Source organism: Stenotrophomonas sp. STEN009 (genome assembly GCF_056760395.1).
On record NZ_JBRRES010000026.1, the window covers coordinates 33,252 to 54,872 of the forward strand.

At 65.9% G+C, this 21,621-nt stretch carries 17 protein-coding genes; 11 read left to right on the forward strand and 6 right to left on the reverse strand.

Going from position 1 to position 21,621, the window contains the following annotated elements:
- Positions 1–190 precede the first annotated feature (190 nt).
- The 3 genes from ACVOMM_RS12990 to ACVOMM_RS13000 are packed head-to-tail and all read left to right on the forward strand — an operon-like array spanning position 191 to position 7,928.
- On the forward strand, positions 191–1,336 hold the full coding sequence (locus ACVOMM_RS12990; protein ID WP_053517749.1) for an efflux RND transporter periplasmic adaptor subunit: 1,146 nt from the start codon (positions 191–193) through the stop codon (positions 1,334–1,336).
- Positions 1,337–1,392: 56 nt separating this feature from the next.
- Positions 1,393–4,854 (forward strand): efflux RND transporter permease subunit, encoded by a 3,462-nt coding sequence (locus ACVOMM_RS12995; RefSeq protein WP_481526340.1) that lies wholly within the window; start codon positions 1,393–1,395, stop codon positions 4,852–4,854.
- Positions 4,851–7,928, forward strand: a complete 3,078-nt coding sequence (locus ACVOMM_RS13000) for an efflux RND transporter permease subunit (RefSeq protein ID WP_065181330.1) — start codon at positions 4,851–4,853, stop codon at positions 7,926–7,928. Before ACVOMM_RS12995 ends, ACVOMM_RS13000 begins: the two co-directional genes overlap by 4 nt.
- A gap of 372 nt (positions 7,929–8,300) precedes the next feature.
- Here the strand turns inward: ACVOMM_RS13000 and ACVOMM_RS13005 are convergent, their stop codons facing one another.
- The 6 genes from ACVOMM_RS13005 to ykgO form a co-directional block, all read right to left on the reverse strand.
- Positions 8,301–9,521 carry a TraB/GumN family protein gene (locus ACVOMM_RS13005; protein WP_053517747.1) on the reverse strand — a complete coding sequence of 407 codons (1,221 nt, stop codon included), beginning with the start codon at positions 9,519–9,521 and terminating at the stop codon, positions 8,301–8,303.
- Positions 9,522–9,525: 4 nt separating this feature from the next.
- Entirely contained in the window at positions 9,526–10,056 is a 531-nt protein-coding gene (locus ACVOMM_RS13010; protein ID WP_065175046.1) for a GNAT family N-acetyltransferase, read from the reverse strand.
- 13 nt (positions 10,057–10,069) lie between these two features.
- A complete protein-coding gene (locus ACVOMM_RS13015) occupies positions 10,070–10,957 on the reverse strand; it encodes a carbon-nitrogen hydrolase (protein ID WP_164152926.1) in 888 nt (295 codons plus the stop codon).
- Between the two features lie 164 nt (positions 10,958–11,121).
- Positions 11,122–12,159, reverse strand: a complete 1,038-nt coding sequence (locus ACVOMM_RS13020; protein WP_065175047.1) for an agmatine deiminase family protein — start codon at positions 12,157–12,159, stop codon at positions 11,122–11,124.
- A 39-nt stretch (positions 12,160–12,198) separates the two neighbouring features.
- Entirely contained in the window at positions 12,199–12,528 is a 330-nt protein-coding gene (locus ACVOMM_RS13025; protein WP_053517741.1) for a hypothetical protein, read from the reverse strand.
- Between the two features lie 146 nt (positions 12,529–12,674).
- Entirely contained in the window at positions 12,675–12,800 is a 126-nt protein-coding gene (gene ykgO, locus ACVOMM_RS13030; RefSeq protein WP_005409283.1) for a type B 50S ribosomal protein L36, read from the reverse strand.
- A 197-nt stretch (positions 12,801–12,997) separates the two neighbouring features.
- On the opposite strand from ykgO, the gene cmk reads away from it, so the two are divergent.
- The 8 genes from cmk to galU all read left to right on the forward strand — a co-directional run bounded on the left by cmk (position 12,998) and on the right by galU (position 21,277).
- A complete protein-coding gene (cmk, locus tag ACVOMM_RS13035; RefSeq protein WP_053517740.1) occupies positions 12,998–13,675 on the forward strand; it encodes a (d)CMP kinase in 678 nt (225 codons plus the stop codon).
- Between the two features lie 199 nt (positions 13,676–13,874).
- Positions 13,875–15,554, forward strand: coding sequence for a 30S ribosomal protein S1 (gene rpsA, locus ACVOMM_RS13040; RefSeq protein WP_053517739.1), 1,680 nt, complete (start codon positions 13,875–13,877; stop codon positions 15,552–15,554).
- Positions 15,555–15,639: 85 nt separating this feature from the next.
- Positions 15,640–15,945: an integration host factor subunit beta gene (locus ACVOMM_RS13045; RefSeq protein WP_053517737.1), complete on the forward strand. Its 306-nt coding sequence runs from the start codon at positions 15,640–15,642 to the stop codon at positions 15,943–15,945.
- 77 nt (positions 15,946–16,022) lie between these two features.
- Positions 16,023–16,307: a lipopolysaccharide assembly protein LapA domain-containing protein gene (locus ACVOMM_RS13050; protein ID WP_053517736.1), complete on the forward strand. Its 285-nt coding sequence runs from the start codon at positions 16,023–16,025 to the stop codon at positions 16,305–16,307.
- Between the two features lie 6 nt (positions 16,308–16,313).
- Positions 16,314–17,492, forward strand: coding sequence for a lipopolysaccharide assembly protein LapB (lapB, locus tag ACVOMM_RS13055; protein WP_481526336.1), 1,179 nt, complete (start codon positions 16,314–16,316; stop codon positions 17,490–17,492).
- A gap of 3 nt (positions 17,493–17,495) precedes the next feature.
- Positions 17,496–18,485 (forward strand): MraY family glycosyltransferase, encoded by a 990-nt coding sequence (locus tag ACVOMM_RS13060; protein WP_065181335.1) that lies wholly within the window; start codon positions 17,496–17,498, stop codon positions 18,483–18,485.
- 3 nt (positions 18,486–18,488) lie between these two features.
- Positions 18,489–20,399: a polysaccharide biosynthesis protein gene (locus tag ACVOMM_RS13065; protein ID WP_053517731.1), complete on the forward strand. Its 1,911-nt coding sequence runs from the start codon at positions 18,489–18,491 to the stop codon at positions 20,397–20,399.
- Entirely contained in the window at positions 20,399–21,277 is an 879-nt protein-coding gene (gene galU / locus ACVOMM_RS13070; RefSeq protein ID WP_053517730.1) for a UTP--glucose-1-phosphate uridylyltransferase GalU, read from the forward strand. Before ACVOMM_RS13065 ends, galU begins: the two co-directional genes overlap by 1 nt.
- The last annotated feature ends 344 nt before the right edge of the window (positions 21,278–21,621 follow it).

Below are 21,621 nucleotides of genomic sequence, written 5' to 3' on the forward strand. Positions count from 1 at the left end.
GATTCGGGTCTGGTCGTTCCGGCGTGGGGTACGGAACGACCCGAGTATAGCCTCAGGTTTCATCTAGCTGAAATGGGGGTGGGCCGACCAGCGGCGTGAAGACACCATGACCTTTGGGATATGGTGTTGCCGTGAAGTGGTGCATTACTTTGCTACCACACCTGCCCACGCATCCTCCAGGGACCTGACGATGTCGCACCCAATCTTCCTGCATGGCCGCCGCAGCGGACTCTGCGCCGCCGCCCTGCTGATCTCCACCACGCTGATGCTGGGCGGTTGCGCCGCGGGCCCCAACAGCGAGGCCAAGGCCGCCGAAACCAAGGATGAGAAAAAAGTCGAGTCCGTGCCGGTCGAGGTCGCGGTGGCCAGCCGCCGCGCGGTGGCGGCCAGCTACACCGGCACCGCCGCGCTGGAGCCGCGCGCCGAGTCGCAGGTGGTTGCCAAGACCTCTGGCGTGGCGCTGGCGGTGCTGGTCGAGGAAGGCCAGCGGGTCAGCGCGGGGCAGCCGCTGGTACGGCTCGATCCGGACCGCGCACGCCTGGCGGTTGCCCAGAGCGAGGCACAGATGCGCAAGCTCGAGAACAACTACCAGCGCGCACAGAAGCTGGTCGGCCAGCAGATGGTCAGTGCCGCCGACGTCGACCAGCTGCGCTTCGATCTGGAAAACGTGCGCGCGCAATATCGCCTGGCCACGCTGGAGCTGTCGTACACCACGGTGGTCGCACCGATCTCCGGCGTGATCGCCTCGCGCTCGATCAAGACCGGCAACTTCGTGCAGATCAACACGCCGATCTTCCGCATCGTCGACAACTCGCGCCTGGAAGCCACCCTCAACGTTCCCGAACGCGAGCTGGCAACGCTGCGTGCCGGCCAGCCGGTGACCCTGTCGGCGGATGCACTGCCGGGCCAGAGCTTCACCGGCATCGTTGATCGCATCGCACCGGTGGTGGATTCGGGCAGCGGGACGTTCCGTGTTGTCAGTGCCTTCGACGGCACTGCCCATTCCCTGCAGCCGGGCATGTTCGGCCGGATCCGCATCGATTACGACCAGCGTGCCGACGCCCTGGTCGTGCCGCGCCTGGCGCTGCTCGACGATGGTGAGCCGGCGGTGTTCCGTGTGCGCGACGGCAAGGTCGCACGCGTTCCGGTCAAGCTGGGTTACGCGGAGGGGCCATGGGTGGAGATCCGTGATGGCCTGGCGGCCGGAGACCAGGTGGTCACCGCAGGCAAGGTCGCGCTGCGCGACGGCACCGCCGTGCAGGTGATCGCTGATCCGAAGGCGAAGACGGCGACGGCCTCGGCCAAGCCGGCAGACAAGGCCGGGAGCCGGCAATGAGCCATCCTGACCACGACCACGGTGCTTCGCCCCACGGCGAAAGCGCCGCCGCCGGCATGCGCGGCGGCCTGGTGGAGTTCGCTACCCGCCGCCGCGTCACCATTGCCATGTGCACGGTCACCCTGCTGCTGTTCGGCCTGCTTGCGCTGGGCAGCCTCAAGGTCAACCTGCTGCCGGACCTGAGCTACCCGACGCTGACGGTACGCACCGAATACACCGGTGCGGCACCGACCGAGATCGAAACCCTGATCACCCAGCCGGTGGAAGAAGCCGTGGGCGTGGTCAAGAACCTGCGCAAGCTGAAGTCGGTCTCGCGCACCGGCCAGAGCGATGTGGTGCTGGAGTTCGCCTGGGGCACCAACATGGACCAGGCCAGCCTGGAGGTGCGCGACAAGATGGAAGCGCTGAACCTGCCGCTGGAGGCGAAAGCCCCGGTGCTGCTGCGCTTCAATCCGTCCACCGAGCCGATCATGCGCCTGGTGCTGTCCAGCAAGGCGGCGCCGTCCAGCGATGCCGACGCCATCCGCGAGCTGACCATCCTGCGCCGCTACGCCGACGAGGATCTGAAGAAGAAGCTGGAACCGGTCACCGGCGTGGCGGCGGTCAAGGTCGGCGGCGGCCTGGAGGACGAGATCCAGGTCGACATCGACCAGCAGAAGCTCGCGCAGCTGAATCTGCCGATCGATACCGTCATCAAGCGCCTGAAGGACGAGAACATCAACATCTCCGGCGGTCGGCTGGAAGAGGGCTCGCAGCGCTTCCTGGTGCGTACCGTCAACCAGTTCGCCGACCTGGAGGAGATCCGCAACCTGCTGGTCACCACCCAGGCGTCCAATGGCAGCGCGGCAGACTCCGCGCTGCAGCAGATGTTCAACATTGCCGCCTCCACCGGTTCCGCTGCGGCCATCGCCGCAGCCTCGGCCGCACAGAGCGCATCGTCCGGCGGTGGCTCCAGCGTGGTTGCCAATGGCGTTCCTGTCCGGTTGAAGGACGTGGCCACCGTGCGCCAGGGCTACAAGGAGCGTGAAGCGATCATCCGCCTGGGCGGCAAGGAATCGGTCGAGCTGGCGATCTACAAGGAAGGCGACGCCAACACCGTCGCCACCGCAGAAGCGCTGCGCAAGCGCCTGGAGCAGATCAAGGGCACGTTCCCCGGCGATGCCGAACTGACCACCATCGAGGACCAGTCGCGCTTCATCGAGCATGCGATCAGCGACGTCAAGAAGGATGCGGTGATCGGCGGCCTGCTGGCGATCCTGATCATCTTCCTGTTCCTCCGCGATGGCTGGAGCACGTTCGTCATCAGCCTGTCGCTGCCGGTGTCGATCATCGCCACGTTCTTCTTCATGGGCCAGCTGGGTCTCAGCCTGAACGTCATGTCGCTGGGCGGCCTGGCGCTGGCGACGGGCCTGGTGGTGGACGATTCGATCGTGGTGCTGGAGAGCATCGCCAAGGCGCGCGAGCGCGGGCTGGGCATCCTGCAGGCCGCGATCGAAGGCACCCGCGAAGTGAGCATGGCGGTGGTCGCCTCCACCCTGACCACCATCGCGGTGTTCCTGCCACTGGTGTTCGTCGACGGTATCGCCGGCCAGCTGTTCCGCGACCAGGCGCTGACCGTGGCGATCGCCATCGCCATTTCGCTGCTGGTATCGATGACACTGATTCCGATGCTCAGTTCGCTGAAGGGGCGGCCGCCGCTGGCGTTCCCCGAAGAGCCCGCCAGCGAGGCGTGGCAGCCGGAGCGTCGCTGGCAGAAGCCCGTTGCAGCCGGCCGTCGTGGCTTCGTCGCTGCGGTGCGCTGGACCTTCTATGCGCTGGCCTGGCTGGTGGTACGTGCCTGCCGCGGCGTTGCCGCCGTGATCGGTCCGGTCATGCGCAAGGCCAGCGATATCGCGATGAAGCCCTATGCGGGGGCCGAACGTGGCTACCTGCGGCTGTTGCCGAGCGCGCTGGCGCACCCCGGCAAGGTGCTGGGCCTGGCCGCGCTGGCGTTTGCAGCCACCATGGCGCTGGTGCCGATGCTGGGCGCCGACCTCATCCCGCAGCTGGCCCAGGACCGCTTCGAGATGACCGTCAAGCTGCCGGCCGGCACGCCGTTGAAGCAGACCGATGCAGTGGTCCGCGAACTGCAGCTGGCGCACGGCAAGGGCGAGGGCGTGGCCTCGCTGTACGGCGTCAGTGGCAGCGGTACCCGGCTGGACGCAAGCCCGACCGAGAGCGGTGAGAACATCGGCAAGCTGACCGTGGTGATGGAAGGCGGTGGGGATGCGCGCACCGAAGCGGCCATCACCGAGCGCCTGCGTGGCACCATGGCCGGACACCCCGGCGCGCAGGTCGACTTCGCGCGGCCGGCACTGTTCAGCTTCTCCACCCCGCTGGAAATCGAACTGCGTGGTCAGGACATGGCCACGCTGGAGCAGGCCGGCCAGCGGCTGGCTGCCCTGCTGCGCGGCAATGCGCACTACGCCGACGTGAAGTCGACGGTGGAGGAGGGCTTCCCGGAGATCCAGATCCGCTTCGACCAGGAGCGCGCCGGTGCACTGGGCCTGACCACCCGCCAGATCGCCGACGTCGTGGTGAAGAAGGTGCGCGGCGATGTGGCCACCCGCTACAGCTTCCGCGACCGCAAGATCGACGTGCTGGTACGGGCACAGGAAGGCGACCGGGCCAGCGTGGAGAGCATCCGCCGCTTGATCGTCAACCCGGGCAGTACCCGTCCGGTCACCCTGGACGCCGTGGCCGACGTGGTGGCCACCACCGGTCCGAGCGAGATCCACCGTGCCGATCAGACGCGCGTCGCGGTGGTCTCGGCCAACCTGCGTGACATCGATCTGGGCGCGGCCATGCGCGAAGTGCAGCAGATGGTCGCCGAACAGCCGCTTGGTGCGGGCGTCGGCCTGCATATCGGTGGCCAGGGCGAGGAACTGGCGCAGGCGGCAACGTCGCTGATCTTCGCCTTCGGACTGGCGATCTTCCTGGTCTATCTGGTGATGGCGTCGCAGTTCGAATCGCTGCTGCATCCGTTCGTGATCCTGTTCACCATCCCGCTGGCGCTGGTCGGCGCGATCCTGGCGCTGATGCTGACCGGCAAGCCGATCTCGGTGGTGGTGTTCATCGGCCTGATCCTGCTGGTGGGACTGGTCACCAAGAACGCGATCATCCTGATCGACAAGGTCAACCAGCTGCGCGAGGCCGGCGTGGCCAAGCACGAGGCGCTGGTGGAAGGCGCGCGCTCGCGCCTGCGTCCGATCATCATGACCACCCTGTGCACGCTGTTCGGCTTCCTGCCACTGGCGGTGGCGATGGGCGAGGGCGCTGAAGTACGTGCGCCGATGGCGATCACCGTGATCGGCGGCCTGCTGGTCTCCACCCTGCTGACCCTGCTGGTGATCCCGGTGGTCTACGACCTGATGGATCGCCGCGGCGACGCCTACTACCGCGAACGCGGCCGCAAGCACGCCGGCGACGGACTGCGAATCGCAGAAGGTGGCCGCGTCGGCGGCGAGGAGCCGGCATGAGTGTCGCCGAGTTCTCCATCCGCCGTCCGGTCACCACCATCATGTGCTTCGTATCGCTGGTGGTGATCGGCCTGATCGCTTCATTCCGGCTGCCACTGGAGGCTCTGCCGGACATCTCCGCGCCGTTCCTGTTCGTGCAGATTCCGTACACGGGCTCGACACCGGAAGAAGTGGAGCGGACCATCATCCGGCCGGTGGAAGAGTCATTGGCAACGATGACCGGGATCAAGCGCATGCGCTCCTCGGCCACGTCCGAAGCGGCGCTGATCTTCATCGAGTTCAGCGACTGGGACCGTGACATCGCCATCGCCGCTTCCGACGCGCGCGAACGTATCGATGCGATCCGCAGCGACCTGCCTGACGACCTGCAGCGCTACAACGTGTTCAAGTGGTCCAGCAGCGACCAGCCGGTGCTGAAGGTGCGCCTGGCCAGCACCACCGACCTGACGACCGCCTATGACATGCTCGACCGCGAGTTCAAGCGGCGCATCGAGCGCATTCCGGGCGTTGCGCGCGTGGACATCACCGGTGCACCGCCGAATGAAGTCGAGATCGCGATCGATCCCAACCGGCTCAACGCGCACGGGCTGAGCATCAACGAGCTGAGCGAACGGTTGCGCACGCTGAACTTTTCGATCTCGGCCGGGCAGATCGATGACAACGGCCAGCGTGTGCGCGTGCAACCGGTCGGCGAGATCACCGACCTGCAGGAACTGCGCGACCTGGTGATCAACGCCAAGGGCCTGCGGCTGGGTGACATCGCCGATGTGCGGCTGAAGCCGGCGCGGATGAATTATGGCCGCCGCCTGGATGGCAACCCGGCAGTGGGCCTGGACATCTTCAAGGAGCGCAGCGCCAATCTGGTCGACGTCTCGCGCGCGGCGCTGGCCGAAGTCGAAGCGATCCGCGCACAGGCCTCGATGCGCGATGTGCAGATCAAGGTCATCGACAACCAGGGCAAGGCGGTGACCTCCTCGCTGCTGGAGCTGGCCGAAGCCGGTGCGGTGGGCCTGATCCTGTCGGTGACGGTGCTGTTCTTCTTCCTGCGCCACTGGCCGTCCACGCTGATGGTGACGCTGGCCATCCCGATCTGCTTCACCATCACCCTGGGCTTCATGTACTTCGTCGGGGTGACGCTGAACATCCTGACCATGATGGGCCTGCTGCTGGCGGTGGGCATGCTGGTGGACAACGCCGTGGTGGTGGTGGAGAGCATCTACCAGGAGCGCGAGCGCATGCCGGGACAGCCACGGCTGGCCTCGATCATCGGCACCCGCAACGTCGCCATCGCGCTCAGCGCCGGCACCCTGTGCCATTGCATCGTATTCGTGCCGAACCTGTTCGGCGAGACCAACAACATCAGCATCTTCATGGCACAGATCGCGATCACCATTTCGGTATCGCTGCTGGCGTCTTGGCTGGTGGCGGTCAGCCTGATTCCGATGCTGTCCGCGCGCATGGCCACGCCCAAGCTCGTGCACTCGCAGACCGGCCTGATCGCGCGCCTGCAGCGGCGCTACGCGCAGGTGCTGGACTGGTCGCTGCACCATCGTGGCTGGAGCCTGCTGGGCATCGTGCTGGTGGTGGCCGTCAGCCTGGTGCCGATGAAACTGACCAAGGTGGACATGTTCGGTGGTGAAGGTGGCAAGGACATCTTCATCGGCTACATGTGGAAGGGTGCCTACACCTACCGGCAGATGTCCGAGGAAGTGGCTCGGGTGGAGAACTGGATCGACGAGAACCGTGAGCGCCTGCACGTCAAGCAGGTGTACTCCTGGTACAGCGAGCAGGAAGGCAGCTCGACGGTTGTCACCCTGGACGAGAAGTACGCCAAGGACATCAAGTCACTGCAGGAGGAGCTGCGCAAGGGCCTGCCGAAGTCCGCGCGTACCGACTACTTCGTCGGCAACCAAGGCGGTGATGGTGGTGGCGGCAACCAGGGCGTGCAGGTGCAGTTGATCGGCGATTCCAGCAGCATGCTGCAGGAAATCGGCCAGGAAGTGCTGCCCCTGCTGGCCCAGCGTGCGGAGCTGCGCGACGTGCGCATCGACAATGGCGAGAAGGGCGGTGAACTCAAGGTGCGCGTCGATCGCGAGCGTGCCGCCGCCTTCGGCTTCAACGCCGAGCAGGTGGCCAGCTTTGTCGGCCTGGCATTGCGCGGTGCACCGATGCGTGAGTTCCGGCGAGGCGACAACGAGGTGCCGGTCTGGGTGCGCTTCGCCGGAGCCGAGCAGAGCAGTCCGGAAGACCTGGCCGGCTTCAGCGTGCGTACCGGCGACGGCCGCAGCGTGCCGCTGCTGAGTCTGGTCAGCGTCGATGTCGGTTCGTCCGCCACCCAGATCGGCCGCACCAACCGGCAGACCACGCTGACGATCAAGGCCAACCTGGCCGAGAAGATCACCGCACCGGACGGACGCAAGGCGATCGAGGCCGTACTCAAGCCGATGAGCTTCCCGGCCGGCTATGGCTACACCTTCGATGGCGGCGACTATGGCAACGATGACGAGGCGATGCAGCAGATGGTGTTCAACCTGCTCATCGCGCTGGTGATGATCTACGTGGTGATGGCGGCGGTGTTCGAATCGCTGCTGTTCCCGGCGGCGATCATGAGCGGCGTGCTGTTCTCGATCTTCGGCGTGTTCTGGCTGTTCTGGATCACCGGCACCTCGTTCGGAATCATGTCCTTCATCGGCATCCTGGTGCTGATGGGCGTGGTGGTGAACAACGGCATCGTGATGATCGAGCACATCAACAACCTCCGGCGCAGCGGCATGGGGCGTACCCAGGCGCTGGTGGAGGGCTCACGCGAGCGCCTGCGCCCGATCATGATGACCATGGGAACGGCGATCCTGGCGATGGTGCCGATTTCGCTGACCAACACGCAGATGTTCGGCGACGGCCCGGAGTACGCGCCGATGGCCCGAGCCATCGCCGGTGGACTGGCGTTCTCGACCGTGGTCAGCCTGCTGTTCCTGCCGACGATCTACGCGGTGCTGGACGACCTGCGCAATGCCGTGACGCGGCTGATCCGCCGCGCGCGCGGCCTGGAAAAGGTGGCGGCAACGGCCGCCTAGCGTCGAGCTTGCCCGACTACAGGGAACGACAACGTGTTGTGGTGTGGGGAGGCCGGTCGTAGTGGGGCGGCCTCCCCCTTTTTTTTTGCCGGGCATGGCCCGGCGCTACCATCACTGCCTCGCGGTATCGCCGGGTGTCGCAATTCGCCGCCACGCGGTAGCGGGGGGGCCCGGCCCGCGGGGGGGGGGGATCAACCCGCGCCCCGGACGCCCCCCGCGGGCCCGCGGCCCCCCCCGCCCCCCCCCCCCCCCGCCACCCCCCCCCCCCCCCCCGCCCCCGCCGCCCCCGCGCCGGCCCCCCCCCCCCCCCCCCCCCGCCCCCCCCCCCCCCGGCCGCCGCCCCCCCCCCCCCCCCCGGGCGGGGCGTTGCAATCAACCTGCGACCTTGCCCCACACCTGGAAGCCGGTCAGCCACAGGCCGAGCATGCTGCCGAGATTGGTCAGCATGAACGTCAGTACCACGCGGGTGACTCGATTGCGGTACCAGCCCTTCAACGACTGTGCATCGTCGCGCAGCTGCAGGAAATCCTGGTACGCCGGCTTGCGCAGGCGTGCCTCGACCAGCGCCGAGAACGCGCCGGTGGGAATGCTGAGCCGGAACGGCTTGAACGGGGCGACCACGATCGCCGTGAGAATGCTCAGCGGGTGACTGCCGGCCAGCAGACAGCCGAGGCCGGCCAGGCCGCCGGTGTACATCGCCCAGGTGGCCAGCAGTTCGGTGCCCACGCCCAGGCCTCCGCGGTAGAAGCCGACGGCGATGCCGGTGATGACGATGGCAAGGATGCCCAGCGTGAACCACGGGATGTTGCGCTTCTTCGGCACGGCTTCGAGTTCGGCGCGCAACGGTGCCGGTGCATCGGTATCCGTTTCGAGGTATCGCGCCAGGCCTGCCAGATGGCCGGCGCCGACCACCGCCAGCACTTCGCGCTGCCGCGGGTCGTGTTCTTCGCGCAGGCGCGTGGCCATGTAGCGGTCGCGCTCGCCGATGATGGTTTCGTACAGCGCGGGATTCTCGGTCGCGAACTCGCCGAAGCTCGACTCCAGCATGTCGCCCTGCTTGAGCTTCTCGATTTCGTTTTCGCCCACCTCTTCCGATGAGAACAGGCCGGCGCCCAGGCCCGCAACCAGCTTCAGCTTGCCGAAGAAGCCCAGCCGCTGCGAGGCGCGGCGGAAGGTCAGGCCCACCTCGCGGTCGATCAGATGGACGGGCAGGCCGCGCTCACGCCCCAGTTCGACGGCGCGCTTCAGTTCCGCACCCGGCTCGATGCCGAGCTGTTCGGCCAGACGACGCTGGTAGGCGGAAAGCGCCAGGTTGGCGGCGAACAGGGCAACGCGACCCTTGCGGATCACCTCGACCAGGTCCAGCTTGGCCAACGTGTCCGGATCGCTCAGGGCCTGCAGGCGCTGGGGGTCCAGTTCGACCGCGACGGCATCGAAGCGGCCGCTGTTGATTGCTTTCTCCACCGCCTCGACGCTGGCGTGGGAAACGTGGGCGGTGCCCAGAAGGGTGTAGCGCACGCCGTCGCGTTCAACGACGCGCACCGGCTGGCCGGCGAACAGATCGTCGCCGGTCTCGGGAAGGATTTCTGTCATGGAGTCATTCATTGGAAGGTGCGGTGTCGGCGCCGTCGCCGAGCGCGCGTTGCATCTGCACGGTGTCCAGCCAGCGGCCGTGCTTGCGGCCGAGGCCGCGGAACACGCCGACCAGCTCGAAGCCGAAACGCTCGTGCAGCCTGATCGAAGCGGTATTGGTCGGTTCGCCGATCACCGCCACCATCTGCCGGAAGCCACGTGCGACGCATGCGTCGATCAGCGCCTGCAACAGGCCGGTGCCGACGCCCTGGCCCTGGAACCGTGCATCGACATAGACCGAGTTCTCCACGGTCCACTGGTAGGCAATGCGCGTGCGGTAGGTGTTGGCGTAGGCGTAGCCGGCGACCTGGCCGTCGATCTCGGCGACCAGATAGGGAAAACCGCGGTCGATGATGTCGCGCATGCGGCGCAGCATCTCGGCCTGGTCCGGGATGTCGTACTCGTACGTGTTGACGAAGTCGGTCACTTCGACTGCGTAGATCGCGGTGATCGCGGCGATGTCGGCCGGGCCGGCATCACGGATGAGGACGGCCATGCGCGGCTCCGGTTCAGTCGATGTAGCGCTTGAGCAGATCGCCGTAGGCATCGATGCGGCGATCGCGCAGGAACGGCCAGATGCGGCGCACGTGCTCGCTGCGCTGCAGGTCGACGTCGCATACCAGCACAGCGGCATCGGTGCCGGCTTCGGCCAGGAACTCGCCCTGCGGGCCGAGCACGTGGCTGTTGCCCCAGAACTGGATGCCCGACGCGCCCAGCGGCGAGGCCTCATGGCCGACGCGGTTGCAGCTCAGCACCGGCAGGCCGTTGGCGACGGCATGGCCACGGTGGCTCAGTACCCAGGCATCGCGCTGGCGGGTCTTCTCGTCCTGCACGTCGTCCGGGTCCCAGCCGATCGCAGTCGGGTACAGCAGCAGTTCGGCGCCGGCAAGCGCCATCAGGCGCGCCGCCTCCGGATACCACTGGTCCCAGCACACCAGCACGCCCAGGCGGCCCACCGAGGTGTCGATCGGGGTGAAGCCGATGTCGCCCGGGGTGAAGTAGAACTTCTCGTAGAAACCCGGATCGTCCGGGATGTGCATCTTGCGGTACTTGCCGAGCAGGGTGCCGTCCTTCTCGAACACCACCGCGGTGTTGTGGTACAGGCCGGCGGCGCGGCGCTCGAACAGCGAACCGACCAGCACCACGCCATGCTTCTTCGCCAGCGTACCCAGGCGCTCGGTGCTCGGGCCCGGGATCGGTTCGGCCAGATCGAACTCGTCAACCGACTCGTGCTGGCAGAAGTAGGGGCCGTTGTGCAGTTCCTGCAGCAGCACCAGCTTGGCGCCCTGCGCTGCCGCTTCGGCCACGCGTGCCTCGATCACCGCCAGATTGGCGGCGGCATCGCCGTGGTTGCGCTCCTGGATCAGGGCGACGGTAAGCGGGCTGCGCGAGTTCATGCGGGTGTTCCTGCGGGGGAAAACCCGCATGTTAGCGCGTATGCGATGCCGCAGCGTGTCGGCCGCTGAACAGGTGCACGCAGCCGGTATCGCCGGGCCATGCCCGGCGTACGAACCGAATGCCGCTGTGCTCGCCGGGCGTGGCCCAGCGCTACCGCATCGTGCTACGCCTTCAGCAGGCCTTCCGGCAGCTGCATGGTGATGCAGTGCAGGCTGCCGTTCTGCCAGATCAGCGAGCGGCAGGGTACCTGGACGATCTCGCGGCCCGGATGGGCCTTGGCCAGCACGTCGCGGGCCAGATCGTCGGCCGGATCACCGTACGCCGGCATCAGCACCGCGCCGTTGACGATCAGGTAGTTGGCGTACGAGGCCGCCAGGCGGCGGCCCTCGTCGATCACCGGCTGTGCCCACGGCAGCGGGAACAGGCGGTATGGCTGACCGTCACGGGTGCGCAGCGCAGCCAGTTCCCTGCCCATCGCCTGCAGCTCGGCGTAGTGCGAGTCGTTCTCGTCGTCGCAGGCCTGGTAGACGATGCTGTCCGCCGAGGCGAAGCGGGCGAGGGTATCGATGTGGGCATCGGTATCGTCGCCTTCCAGGTAGCCGTGGTCGAGCCACAGCACGCGCTCCTGCTGCAGCCAGTCGGCGAGGTCGGTGCTCAGGCTGGCGCGGTCACGATCCGGGTGGCGTTCGTGCAGGCACTTCCAGGTGGTCAGCAGGGTGCCTTCACCGTCGGTTTCGATGGCGCCGCCTTCCAGCGCGAACGGGATGCTGCGCACCGGCGCGTCGTTGAAAACGCCGGCCTGGTCGAGCGCGCCCACCAGCTGATCGTCGAGGGTGGCATCGAACTTGCCGCCCCAGCCGGTGAAGCGGAAGTCCAGCAGCTGGAAACCGCCGTCGGCACGGCGCAGGGTGATCGGGCCCGAGTCGCGCAGCCAGGTGTCGTCGTAGGCCGCCGTGGTGAAGTGCACCCTGTCCATGTCGATGCGGTTGGAGCGCAGCCGCATTTCGGCATAGGTCTCCACATCGTCATCGGCCACGCAGATCAGCACCGGCTGGAAGCGGGTGATCGCTGCAACCAGTGCGATATAGGTTTCCTCCACCTGTCCCAGGCGGTCGGCCCAGTCGGTATCGGCGGTGGGCCAGGCAATCAGGATGCCGCTCTGGGCTTCCCACTCGGCAGGAAAACGAAGGGTCTGGTTCATGGTCTCGCTACACAGGCCCGCCCGGGGCGGGTAAAGGGGTCAACGGATCGGCGGTTTCGGGCCGATTTCGTTCGGGTCCGCCTGGTTGGCCACCACGTCGATCACCTTCTGCTTCTCGAAGTAGACAGTGAACTGTGGGTACACCCAGCGGTTGATGGTCGGCCATTGCCGCTTCTGCCCGCCGCGCGGCTGCAGCTGCTCGCTGGGCGCACCGAACTGGCTCTGCACCTGCTGCATGGACTGGCCACGAAGGGGCAGGGCGCCGGCCGGCTTCTCGCGGGCGCGGTCGACAAGCAGAGTGTCGGCCAGGGCCGGCGTGGCGGCAGCCAGAGTGGCCAGCACGGCCAGGGTGGACAGGTAACGCTTCATCTCGATCTACTCCCCAGTGGTCAAGAAAGGCGATTACAGCAAAATCGGCAGGAAAAAGCCGCATAAACAAAAAACCGCCCGAAGGCGGCTTTTTGCATCGGGTCGGTCCCGCGCGGGACCAGCCGCAGCCACGAAGGCTGTTGGGCTCAGCGCTGACGCGCCTTGAAACGCGGGTTCGACTTGCAGATCACGAAGATCTTGCCACGGCGACGGACGACCTTGCAGTCACGGTGACGGGCCTTCGCCGACTTCAGGGAGGACAGGACTTTCATGGCATACCTCGGCGTAAACAGTAGTTGTTCGGGTGGAGCGTGGCCGCGATATGCGAAAGACAATCGGCAGTTGACGCTCGTTCAAGCCCGCCATTCTACCGGGCTTTTCCTCATGGTTTCAAGTGGTTGCACAAAAGATCCGTCGCGGGGTGTCTGGCAGGGGCTAGAATGCCCCCTTCACACGTACTGGGACCCCCATGAATCCACTCGCTCCCGTCCTGACCATCGACGGCCCATCAGGGGCCGGCAAGGGTACCATCAGCCGCATCGTGGCGCGCCGGATGGGCTGGCATTACCTGGATTCAGGCGCCCTGTACCGGGCGGTGGGCGTGGCCGCCAGCTGGGCCGACATCGATACCTCCGACGCCTCGGCACTGGTGCGGTGCACGTTCGATACCCATGTTCAGTTTGTTGAACAGGGTGACGCGATGCGGGTCCTAGTCAATGGCAGCGATGCCACCGACGAACTGCGGCTGGAGACCACCGGCGCGCTGGCGTCGGCCATCGCGGCCATTCCCGAAGTCCGGGCGGCCCTGAAGGAGCGGCAGCGCGCATTCAGGGAGCTGCCGGGCCTGGTGGCGGACGGTCGCGACATGGGTACGGTGATCTTCCCGGATGCCCCCTACAAGGTGTTCCTGACCGCCAGTGCCGAAGAGCGCGCCGAGCGCCGGCATAAGCAGTTGAAAGACAAGGGGGTTTCTGTTAACTTTGATGACCTCCTGCGCGAGATCATGGCCCGCGACGCCCGTGATGCTCAGCGTACCGTGGCGCCCCTGAAGCCGGCAGACGATGCCGTCCTCATCGACACCACAGGCATCGGCATCGCAGATGTCGTTGCCCGAGTGATGGATCTGCTTCCGGTTCCGGCTGCCTGATCCGTTCGCGCGGGAGCACTGCCAGCCGCATCGGTGGTGGTCGCGCAATAGCAGTGCTGTACAAGCTCCGTCGCGCAATGATGCGTGGCGGTTTTCCTACTTCACACACGACCTGCTTTTCCGGGGTCGACCAACAGGCGGGCGGTCGCCCATCCCCGAAGGGACGCCACCGACCCATGTGTCCAACAGAGTAAATCTAATGACCGAATCATTTGCCGAACTGTTTGAAGCCAGCCAGGCCAATCTGGCCAAGCTGAAGCCGGGCGCCATCGTCAGCGGTACCGTTGTTGAAGTCCGCGGCGACGTCGTGGTGATCAACGCTGGCCTGAAGTCCGAAGGCATCGTGCCGATCGAACAGTTCCGTAACGACGCTGGCGAGATCGATGTCGCCGAAGGCGATATCGTCAAGGTCGCCCTCGACTCCATCGAGAACGGCTTCGGCGAAACCGTCCTGTCGCGCGAGAAGGCCAAGCGCGCGATGGTGTGGGACGAGCTGGAAGAAGCGTTGGAAAAGAACGAAACCATCACCGGCCGCATCAGTGGCAAGGTCAAGGGTGGTTTCACCGTGGACATCAAGGATGTCCGCGCCTTCCTGCCGGGTTCCCTGGTCGATGTGCGCCCGGTGCGCGATCCGGCCTACCTGGAAGGCAAGGAGCTGGAATTCAAGCTCATCAAGCTGGACCGCAAGCGTAACAACGTCGTGGTCTCGCGCCGCGCTGTCGTCGAAAGCGAGCACTCGGAAGAGCGCGAGCAGCTGATGGACAAGCTGCAGGAAGGCGCGATCCTGAAGGGTGTCGTCAAGAACCTGACCGACTACGGCGCGTTCGTGGACCTGGGCGGTATCGACGGCCTGCTGCACATCACCGACATGGCATGGAAGCGCGTGCGCCATCCGTCCGAAGTCGTGAACGTCGGCGACGAGCTGGACGTGCGCGTGCTGAAGTTCGACCGCGAGCGCAACCGCGTTTCGCTGGGCCTGAAGCAGCTGGGCGAAGATCCGTGGGACAACATCGCCCGTCGTTACCCGGCCAACAGCCGCGTCTTCGGCAAGGTCTCCAACGTCACCGATTACGGCGCGTTCGTCGAGATCGAGCCGGGCGTCGAAGGCCTGGTGCACGTCTCCGAGATGGATTGGACCAACAAGAACGTCAACCCGTCCAAGGTCGTGCAGGTCGGTGACGAAGTCGAAGTGATGGTGCTGGACGTCGATGAAGAGCGTCGCCGCATCTCGCTGGGCATGAAGCAGGTTGCCGCCAATCCGTGGGAAACCTTCGCTGCCACCCACAAGAAGGGTGACAAGGTGTCCGGCCAGATCAAGTCGATCACCGACTTCGGCATCTTCATCGGCCTGGACGGTGGCATCGATGGCCTGGTCCACCTGTCCGACATCAGCTGGAACACCACCGGCGAAGACGTCGTTCGCAACTTCAAGAAGGGCGATACCCTGGACGCCGTCGTCCTGGCCGTCGACCCGGAGCGCGAGCGCATCTCCCTGGGCGTGAAGCAGCTGGAGCAGGATCCGTTCGGCCAGTACATGGCGGCCAATCCGAAGGGCTCCAAGGTCGAAGGCGTGGTGAAGGAAGTCGACGCCAAGGGCGCCGTGATCGAACTGGCCGACGGCATCGAAGGCTACGTTTCGGCTCGCGACATCGCCAACGAGCGCGTTGACGACGCCACCCAGCACCTGAAGGTCGGCGACAAGGTCGAAGCCAAGTTCGTGGGCATGGACCGCAAGGGCCGTACCCTGCAGCTGTCGATCAAGGCCAAGGACGACGCGGAAATGCGCGAAGTGCTGGAGGAATACCAGTCCGCTTCGGGTGGCACCACCCAGCTCGGCGCGCTGCTGCGTGCCCAGCTGAACGGTAGCAAGTCCGAGTAATCGGGCCCGTTGTTCGTTGTTTCCTGGACGGCCCGGGCACTGCCCGGGCCGTTTCAGGCTGAAATGCCCCTGATGTGAGCCGGTGATGACCAAATCCGAACTGATCGAAATCCTTGCGCGCCGTCAGGCGCACCTGAAGGCCGATGATGTCGATCTGGCGGTGAAGTCGTTGCTGGAAATGATGGGCGGTTCCCTCTCTGTCGGGGATCGCATCGAAATCCGCGGTTTTGGCAGCTTCTCGCTGCACTACCGCCCGCCGCGCCTGGGTCGCAACCCCAAGACCGGTGAATCGGTTGCCCTGCCGGGCAAGCACGTTCCCCATTTCAAGCCGGGCAAGGAACTGCGCGAGCGGGTCAGCAGCGTGCTGCCGCTGGACGCCGATCCCGCCTGAGCGTCCCGTCGCGCCACCGCGTGCGAATCCAGCCGCGAGTCGGATAAGCTACGGTCTCCCGCCCCTGGAGCTGTCGCATGAAGGTCTTTCGTCTGCTGGTCCTGCTGGCGGTGCTGATCCTTGGATTGATCATCGGTGCGGTCAACATGACCGCGATGTCGATCAACCTGCTGTTCACCGAGCTGCATACCTCCGTCGGCGTGGCATTGATCGCCGCCCTGCTGGTGGGCGTGGTGGTCGGCGCCGGCCTGGTGCTGGTGAGCGTGGTCGTTCCGCTCTACAGCCAGCTGCGCCGCGCCAACAAGTCCGCTGCCGCGACGCCGGCACCGGCCGCTTCCCCCCAATCTTTTGACGGACGTTGATCGAAGATGGATTTCGTCACCGAGTGGTTCTGGTTTTTCCTGTTCGTGCCGCTGGCCGCCCTGGCCGGCTGGGTGATCGGACGGCGTGGCGGTCAGCGCCACGGTGACAACCAGGTCAGCCGACTGTCCAGCACCTACTTCCGTGGCCTGAACTACCTGCTCAACGAGCAGCCGGACAAGGCCATCGAGCTGTTCCTGCACATTGCCGAGCTCGACAAGGAAACCTTCGAGACCCAGGTCGCGCTGGGCCATCTGTTCCGTCGCCGCGGCGAAGTGGACCGCGCCATCCGCCTGCACCAGGGCCTGGTCAACCGCAACGATCTGAGCGATGCGCAGCGCGTGCAGGCGCTGCTGGCGCTGGGCGAGGACTACATGAAGTCCGGCCTGCTGGACCGCGCCGAAACCGTGTTCACCGAGCTGGCCCAGCTGGACCAGCGTGCGCCGCAGGCGCTCAAGCACCTGATCGGGATCTACCAGGCCGAGCGCGACTGGGAGAAGGCGATCGACAACGCCACCCGCTTCGAGGATGTCACCAGTGAGCCGATGGGCAAGCTGATCGGGCAGTTCGAGTGCGAGCTGGCCGAACGCTTCCGTGGCGCCGGCAAGCTGGAAGAGGCGAGGGCGGCCATTGCCCGTGCCTACCAGGCCGATGCGATGTCGGTGCGCGCCGGCATCATCGAAGGACGCCTGGAGAGCGATGCCGGCAATCCCGAAGCGGCGGTGCGAGCCTTCGAGCGTGCTGCGCGCAATGACCCGGAGTATCTGCCGGAACTGCTGCCGGCGCTGATGCAGAACTACCGCAAGGTCGGCGACCTGGGCGGCGCCCGCGCCTTCCTTTCGGAAATGACCGAGCACTACCGCGGTATCGCGCCGGTGCTGGCGCTGACCCGGCTGATGGAGGAACAGGAAGGTGTCGCCCCTGCGCGCGCCTATCTGGGCCGCCAGCTCAAGGACCGCCCCTCGGTGCGCGGCGAATCGGCGTTGATCGACCTGACCCTCGCCGAAGGTGCCGATTCCACCGCCACCCTGCACGATCTCAAGCACATCACCGACCAGCTGCTGGTGCGCAATCCGGCCTACCGCTGCACACGCTGCGGCTTCGGCGCGCGCACCCACCACTGGCAGTGCCCGAGCTGCAAGGAATGGGGTACGGTCAAGCCGCTGCTGAACTACGCGGTGCTCTGAATCATGCCCTGGCTCGTGATGGGCGCGCTGCTGGCGTTGGCCCTGCTGAGCGCCGCCCTGACCTGGGCGGCGCGCGGCTACGCGCTGCGCCGGCAGCTGATGGACCACCCCGGGGAACGCCGCAGCCATAGCGTCGCCACGCCACGCGGCGGCGGCATCGCCATTGTCATCAGCCTGCTGGCCACCGCAGCCGTGGCCATGTGGGCGTGGCCGCAGGCCATGCCGAGCCTGCTGGTCGCCGCTGCCGGCCTGCTGCTGGTCGCGGGCATCGGCTGGTGGGACGACCATCGCCCGCTGCCGGCCATGCGCAGGCTGCTTGTTCATTTCATTGCTGCCGGCCTGCTGGCCGGGCTGGTGAAGATCCACGGCGGCAGCTGGCTGCTGGCCCTGCTGGTGCTGTTCTTCACCGCCTCGTTGATCAACATCTGGAACTTCATGGATGGCATCAACGGCATTGCCAGCAGCCAGGCCATCGTGGTCGCGCTGGGGTTCGCTCCGGTGCTGCCCTGGCCGTGGTCATTGCTGGCCATCGCCCTCGGGCTGGCCTGCGTGGGTTTCCTGCCCTTCAACTTTCCGCGCGCACGCATCTTCCTCGGGGATGTCGGCAGCGGAGCGCTGGGCTACGCGGTGGCGGCCGTCGTGGCCGTGGCCAGCCTGCGCACGGACATCAACTGGATCCTCCTGCTGGTGCCGCTGTCACCGTTCCTCGTGGACGCGGGCTTCACACTGCTGGCGCGCATCATTTCCGGACAACGCTGGATGGAACCCCACACCCAGCACGTCTATCAGCGCGCTGTGCAGGCAGGAGCCAGCCACGCCCTGGTGACAGGGATGTACTTTGTTTTGGGCCTATTCAGCATTACAGTGTTCAATGTCAGTTCGAATCTGCAGCCGAGGTGGGAGGCTGTCGTGGCAATTGCTTGGTTCATCACGCTGAGCATGCTGTGGCTCCTCCTGCGCAATGGAATGCGCCTCCGACAAGGAACTCCTTGAAATATGTCTTCACCCTGGCGGGATAGAATCCTCGGCCTGTTGCCGCGTACGGCCATTGTCTGCCACGACCTGTTCATGGTCTGGGCATGCTGGCAGCTGCTCCACGCCGGTCGTTACTCGATCCTGCCGGACGCGCCTGCGCTGCCGTTGTGGAATGTCGATACCACCCTGGTCCTGCTGCTGCAGGGACTGGTGTTCTGGCGCGTCGGCCTGTATCGCGGCCTGTGGCGGTTTGCCAGCGTCAGCGACCTGCTGAACATCTTCAAAGCCAGCTTCATCGGCATGGTCGCCATCGTCCTGGTGCTGATGTGGAAGCGCTTCAACGGCGTGCCGATGTCGGTGCTGGTGATCTATCCCTTCGCGCTGTCGGCCCTGCTGGGCGCGCCGCGCCTGCTGTATCGCGCATGGAAGGACTACCAGGCGCTGCAGTCCGATTCGAGCGCGCGCCGGGTGCTGATCCTGGGTGCCGGACAGGCCGCTGAAACGCTGGTCCGCGATCTGCGCCGTTCCGGCAATTTCGAGCCGGTCGGCCTGCTTGATGACGCCCCGCATCTGCGTGGCGCGAAACTGCAGGGCCTGCCGATCCTGGGCACGCTGGACGATGCGCCGGCCGTGGCCCGCGAAACCGCAGCCAAGCTGCTGGTCATTGCCATTCCGTCGCTGGATGCCGCCGGCATGCAGCGCGTGGTCGCCATCTGCGAGAGCACCGGGGTTCCGTTCCGCACCGTGCCCAAGCTCAGTGACATCCTGCAGGGGCAGTCGCTGCCGGGCCAGCTGAAGGAAGTGGCGATCGAGGATCTGCTGGGCCGCAAGCCGATCATGCCGGACTGGAACCTGATCCGTGGCTGGCTGGGCGGGCGCACCGTGATGGTGACCGGTGCCGGTGGTTCGATCGGTTCAGAACTGTGCCGCCAGTGCGCGCGCCACGGTGCAGGCCGCATCGTCCTGCTGGAGATCAGCGAACTGCTGCTGTTGACCATCGAAGGCGAACTGCGTCGCAGTTTTCCCGACATCGAGATCGAAGCCGTGCTGGGTGACTGCGGTGACCCCGCAGTGATCCGCCATGCGCTGTCGCTGCACCCGGTCGATACGGCCTTCCATGCTGCCGCCTACAAGCATGTGCCGGTACTGGAACGGCAGCTGCGCGAGGCGGTGCGCAACAACATCCTGGCCACGGAGAACGTCGCCCGTGCCTGCCTGGAGGCACACGTCGAGCACTTCGTGTTCATCTCAACCGACAAGGCGGTCGATCCGGTCAATGCGCTGGGTGCCAGCAAGCGCTACGCCGAGATGATCTGCCAGAGCCTGGACCAGAAGTCCACGCATACCCGCTTCGTCACCGTGCGCTTCGGCAACGTGCTGGCGTCGGCGGGCAGCGTCGTGCCGTTGTTCCGCGAGCAGATCCTCAAGGGCGGGCCGGTCACGGTCACCGACCCGGAGGTCAGCCGCTATTTCATGACGATCCCCGAGGCCTGCCAGCTCATCCTGCAGGCGGCCGCCTCGGCGTCGCATGGCGCCATCTACACGCTCGACATGGGTGAGCCGGTGCCGATCCGGGTGCTGGCCGAGCAGATGATCCGGCTGGCCGGCAAGCAGCCGTACAAGGATATTCCGATCATCTACACCGGGCTGCGCCCGGGTGAGAAGCTGCACGAGACGCTGTTCTATTCCGACGAGGACTATCGTTCGACCGCGCACCCCAAGATCCTCGAAGCCGGCGTGCGCGCGTTCTCGCGTGACATGGTGCTCGGCAACGTTCCGAAGCTGCGCGAAGCGATCAGCAGCTACGACATCGACACCATCCAGGAGATCCTGTTCGCGACGATGCCGGAGTTTTCTCCAATCGAACAGGATGCTTACATCTCATCCGCTAAAGTCGTGCCGTTTCCGACACGCGAGGCCAACAGGCACTAATGAGCAAGCGAATTCGTAAAGCAGTTTTTCCCGTGGCAGGGCTCGGGACGCGCTTCCTGCCGGCGACCAAGACGGTGCCGAAAGAAATGCTGCCGATCATCGATCGTCCGCTTATCCAGTACGCTGTTGATGAGGCCATAGAGGCCGGCTGTGACACGCTGGTGTTCATCACCAACCGCTACAAGCACGCGGTCGCCGACTATTTCGACAAGGCGTATGAGCTGGAACAGAAGCTCGAGCGCGCCGGCAAGCAGGAGCAGCTGGAGATGATCCGCCACGTGCTGCCCAACGGCGTGCGTGCGGTCTTCGTGACGCAGGCCGAAGCGTTGGGTCTGGGCCACGCGGTGCTGTGTGCCAAGGCCGTGATCGGTGACGAGCCGTTCGCCGTGCTGCTGCCGGACGATCTGATCTGGAACCGCGGCGACGGTGCGTTGAAGCAGATGGCCGATCTCAATGAGGCCAGCGGTGCCAGCGTGATCGCCGTCGAGGACGTGCCGCACGACAAGACCGCCAGTTACGGCATCGTGGCCACCGAGGCCTTCGATGGCCGCAAGGGCCGTATCTCGCAGATCGTGGAGAAGCCGAAGCCGGAGGACGCCCCCAGCGATCTGGCGGTGGTCGGCCGCTATGTGCTGAGCCCGAAGATCTTCGATCTGCTGGAGCAGACCGGCAGTGGTGCCGGTGGCGAGATCCAGCTGACCGATGCGATCGCGCAGCTGCTGAAGACCGAGCAGGTCGATGCCTACCGTTTCGAGGGCACCCGTTTCGACTGCGGCACGCACTTGGGGCTGGTCGAGGCGACGATCCGCTTCGCGCTGGACAACCCGAAGCTGGCGGGCCCGGCGCGCGAGAAGCTGGCGGCGATGCTGGCGGAATAAGGTTTATCAAGCGCTCCGTTCGCGGCGCCTTGATTGATACGTGGTGGGCGGTACGGGTGGGCCTTTGCAGGACACGCCGTAAACCCATCCATGGGGGCTCGATGGCGCCTTGCTCGTGTGCGCTGTCCTGCGCACACGGCAAGACCGGGGTTGGGCGTCCTGCCCAACCCGCCCGAGGCATGCCTCGGGCCCATGGCGCCAACGGTCCTGCAAAGGCCCACCCGTACCGCCTGTCAGATTTCCTGCGGGCGCGGACGGGAAGGGCGGAATCAAAGACAAGAGCACAAGAAAAAAGGCAGCCACCGGCTGCCTTTTCTCTTGTTGGGATCAGATCCCTTTGCGCA

Bases quoted from the DNA above. Each gene is read 5' to 3' on its own strand.
- ACVOMM_RS13000 (WP_065181330.1), top strand. From the start codon at position 4,851: ATGAGTGTCGCCGAGTTCTCCATCCGCCGTCCGGTCACCACCATCATG.
- lapB (WP_481526336.1), top strand. From the start codon at position 16,314: ATGGATTTCGTCACCGAGTGGTTCTGGTTTTTCCTGTTCGTGCCGCTG.
- ACVOMM_RS13025 (WP_053517741.1), bottom strand. From the start codon at position 12,528: ATGAAGCGTTACCTGTCCACCCTGGCCGTGCTGGCCACTCTGGCTGCC.
- ACVOMM_RS12995 (WP_481526340.1), top strand. From the start codon at position 1,393: ATGCGCGGCGGCCTGGTGGAGTTCGCTACCCGCCGCCGCGTCACCATT.
- ACVOMM_RS13060 (WP_065181335.1), top strand. From the start codon at position 17,496: ATGCCCTGGCTCGTGATGGGCGCGCTGCTGGCGTTGGCCCTGCTGAGC.
- ACVOMM_RS13020 (WP_065175047.1), bottom strand. From the start codon at position 12,159: ATGAACCAGACCCTTCGTTTTCCTGCCGAGTGGGAAGCCCAGAGCGGC.
- cmk (WP_053517740.1), top strand. From the start codon at position 12,998: ATGAATCCACTCGCTCCCGTCCTGACCATCGACGGCCCATCAGGGGCC.
- rpsA (WP_053517739.1), top strand. From the start codon at position 13,875: ATGACCGAATCATTTGCCGAACTGTTTGAAGCCAGCCAGGCCAATCTG.
- ACVOMM_RS12990 (WP_053517749.1), top strand. From the start codon at position 191: ATGTCGCACCCAATCTTCCTGCATGGCCGCCGCAGCGGACTCTGCGCC.
- ACVOMM_RS13050 (WP_053517736.1), top strand. From the start codon at position 16,023: ATGAAGGTCTTTCGTCTGCTGGTCCTGCTGGCGGTGCTGATCCTTGGA.
- ykgO (WP_005409283.1), bottom strand. From the start codon at position 12,800: ATGAAAGTCCTGTCCTCCCTGAAGTCGGCGAAGGCCCGTCACCGTGAC.
- ACVOMM_RS13005 (WP_053517747.1), bottom strand. From the start codon at position 9,521: ATGACAGAAATCCTTCCCGAGACCGGCGACGATCTGTTCGCCGGCCAG.
- ACVOMM_RS13015 (WP_164152926.1), bottom strand. From the start codon at position 10,957: ATGAACTCGCGCAGCCCGCTTACCGTCGCCCTGATCCAGGAGCGCAAC.
- galU (WP_053517730.1), top strand. From the start codon at position 20,399: ATGAGCAAGCGAATTCGTAAAGCAGTTTTTCCCGTGGCAGGGCTCGGG.
- ACVOMM_RS13010 (WP_065175046.1), bottom strand. From the start codon at position 10,056: ATGGCCGTCCTCATCCGTGATGCCGGCCCGGCCGACATCGCCGCGATC.
- ACVOMM_RS13065 (WP_053517731.1), top strand. From the start codon at position 18,489: ATGTCTTCACCCTGGCGGGATAGAATCCTCGGCCTGTTGCCGCGTACG.
- ACVOMM_RS13045 (WP_053517737.1), top strand. From the start codon at position 15,640: ATGACCAAATCCGAACTGATCGAAATCCTTGCGCGCCGTCAGGCGCAC.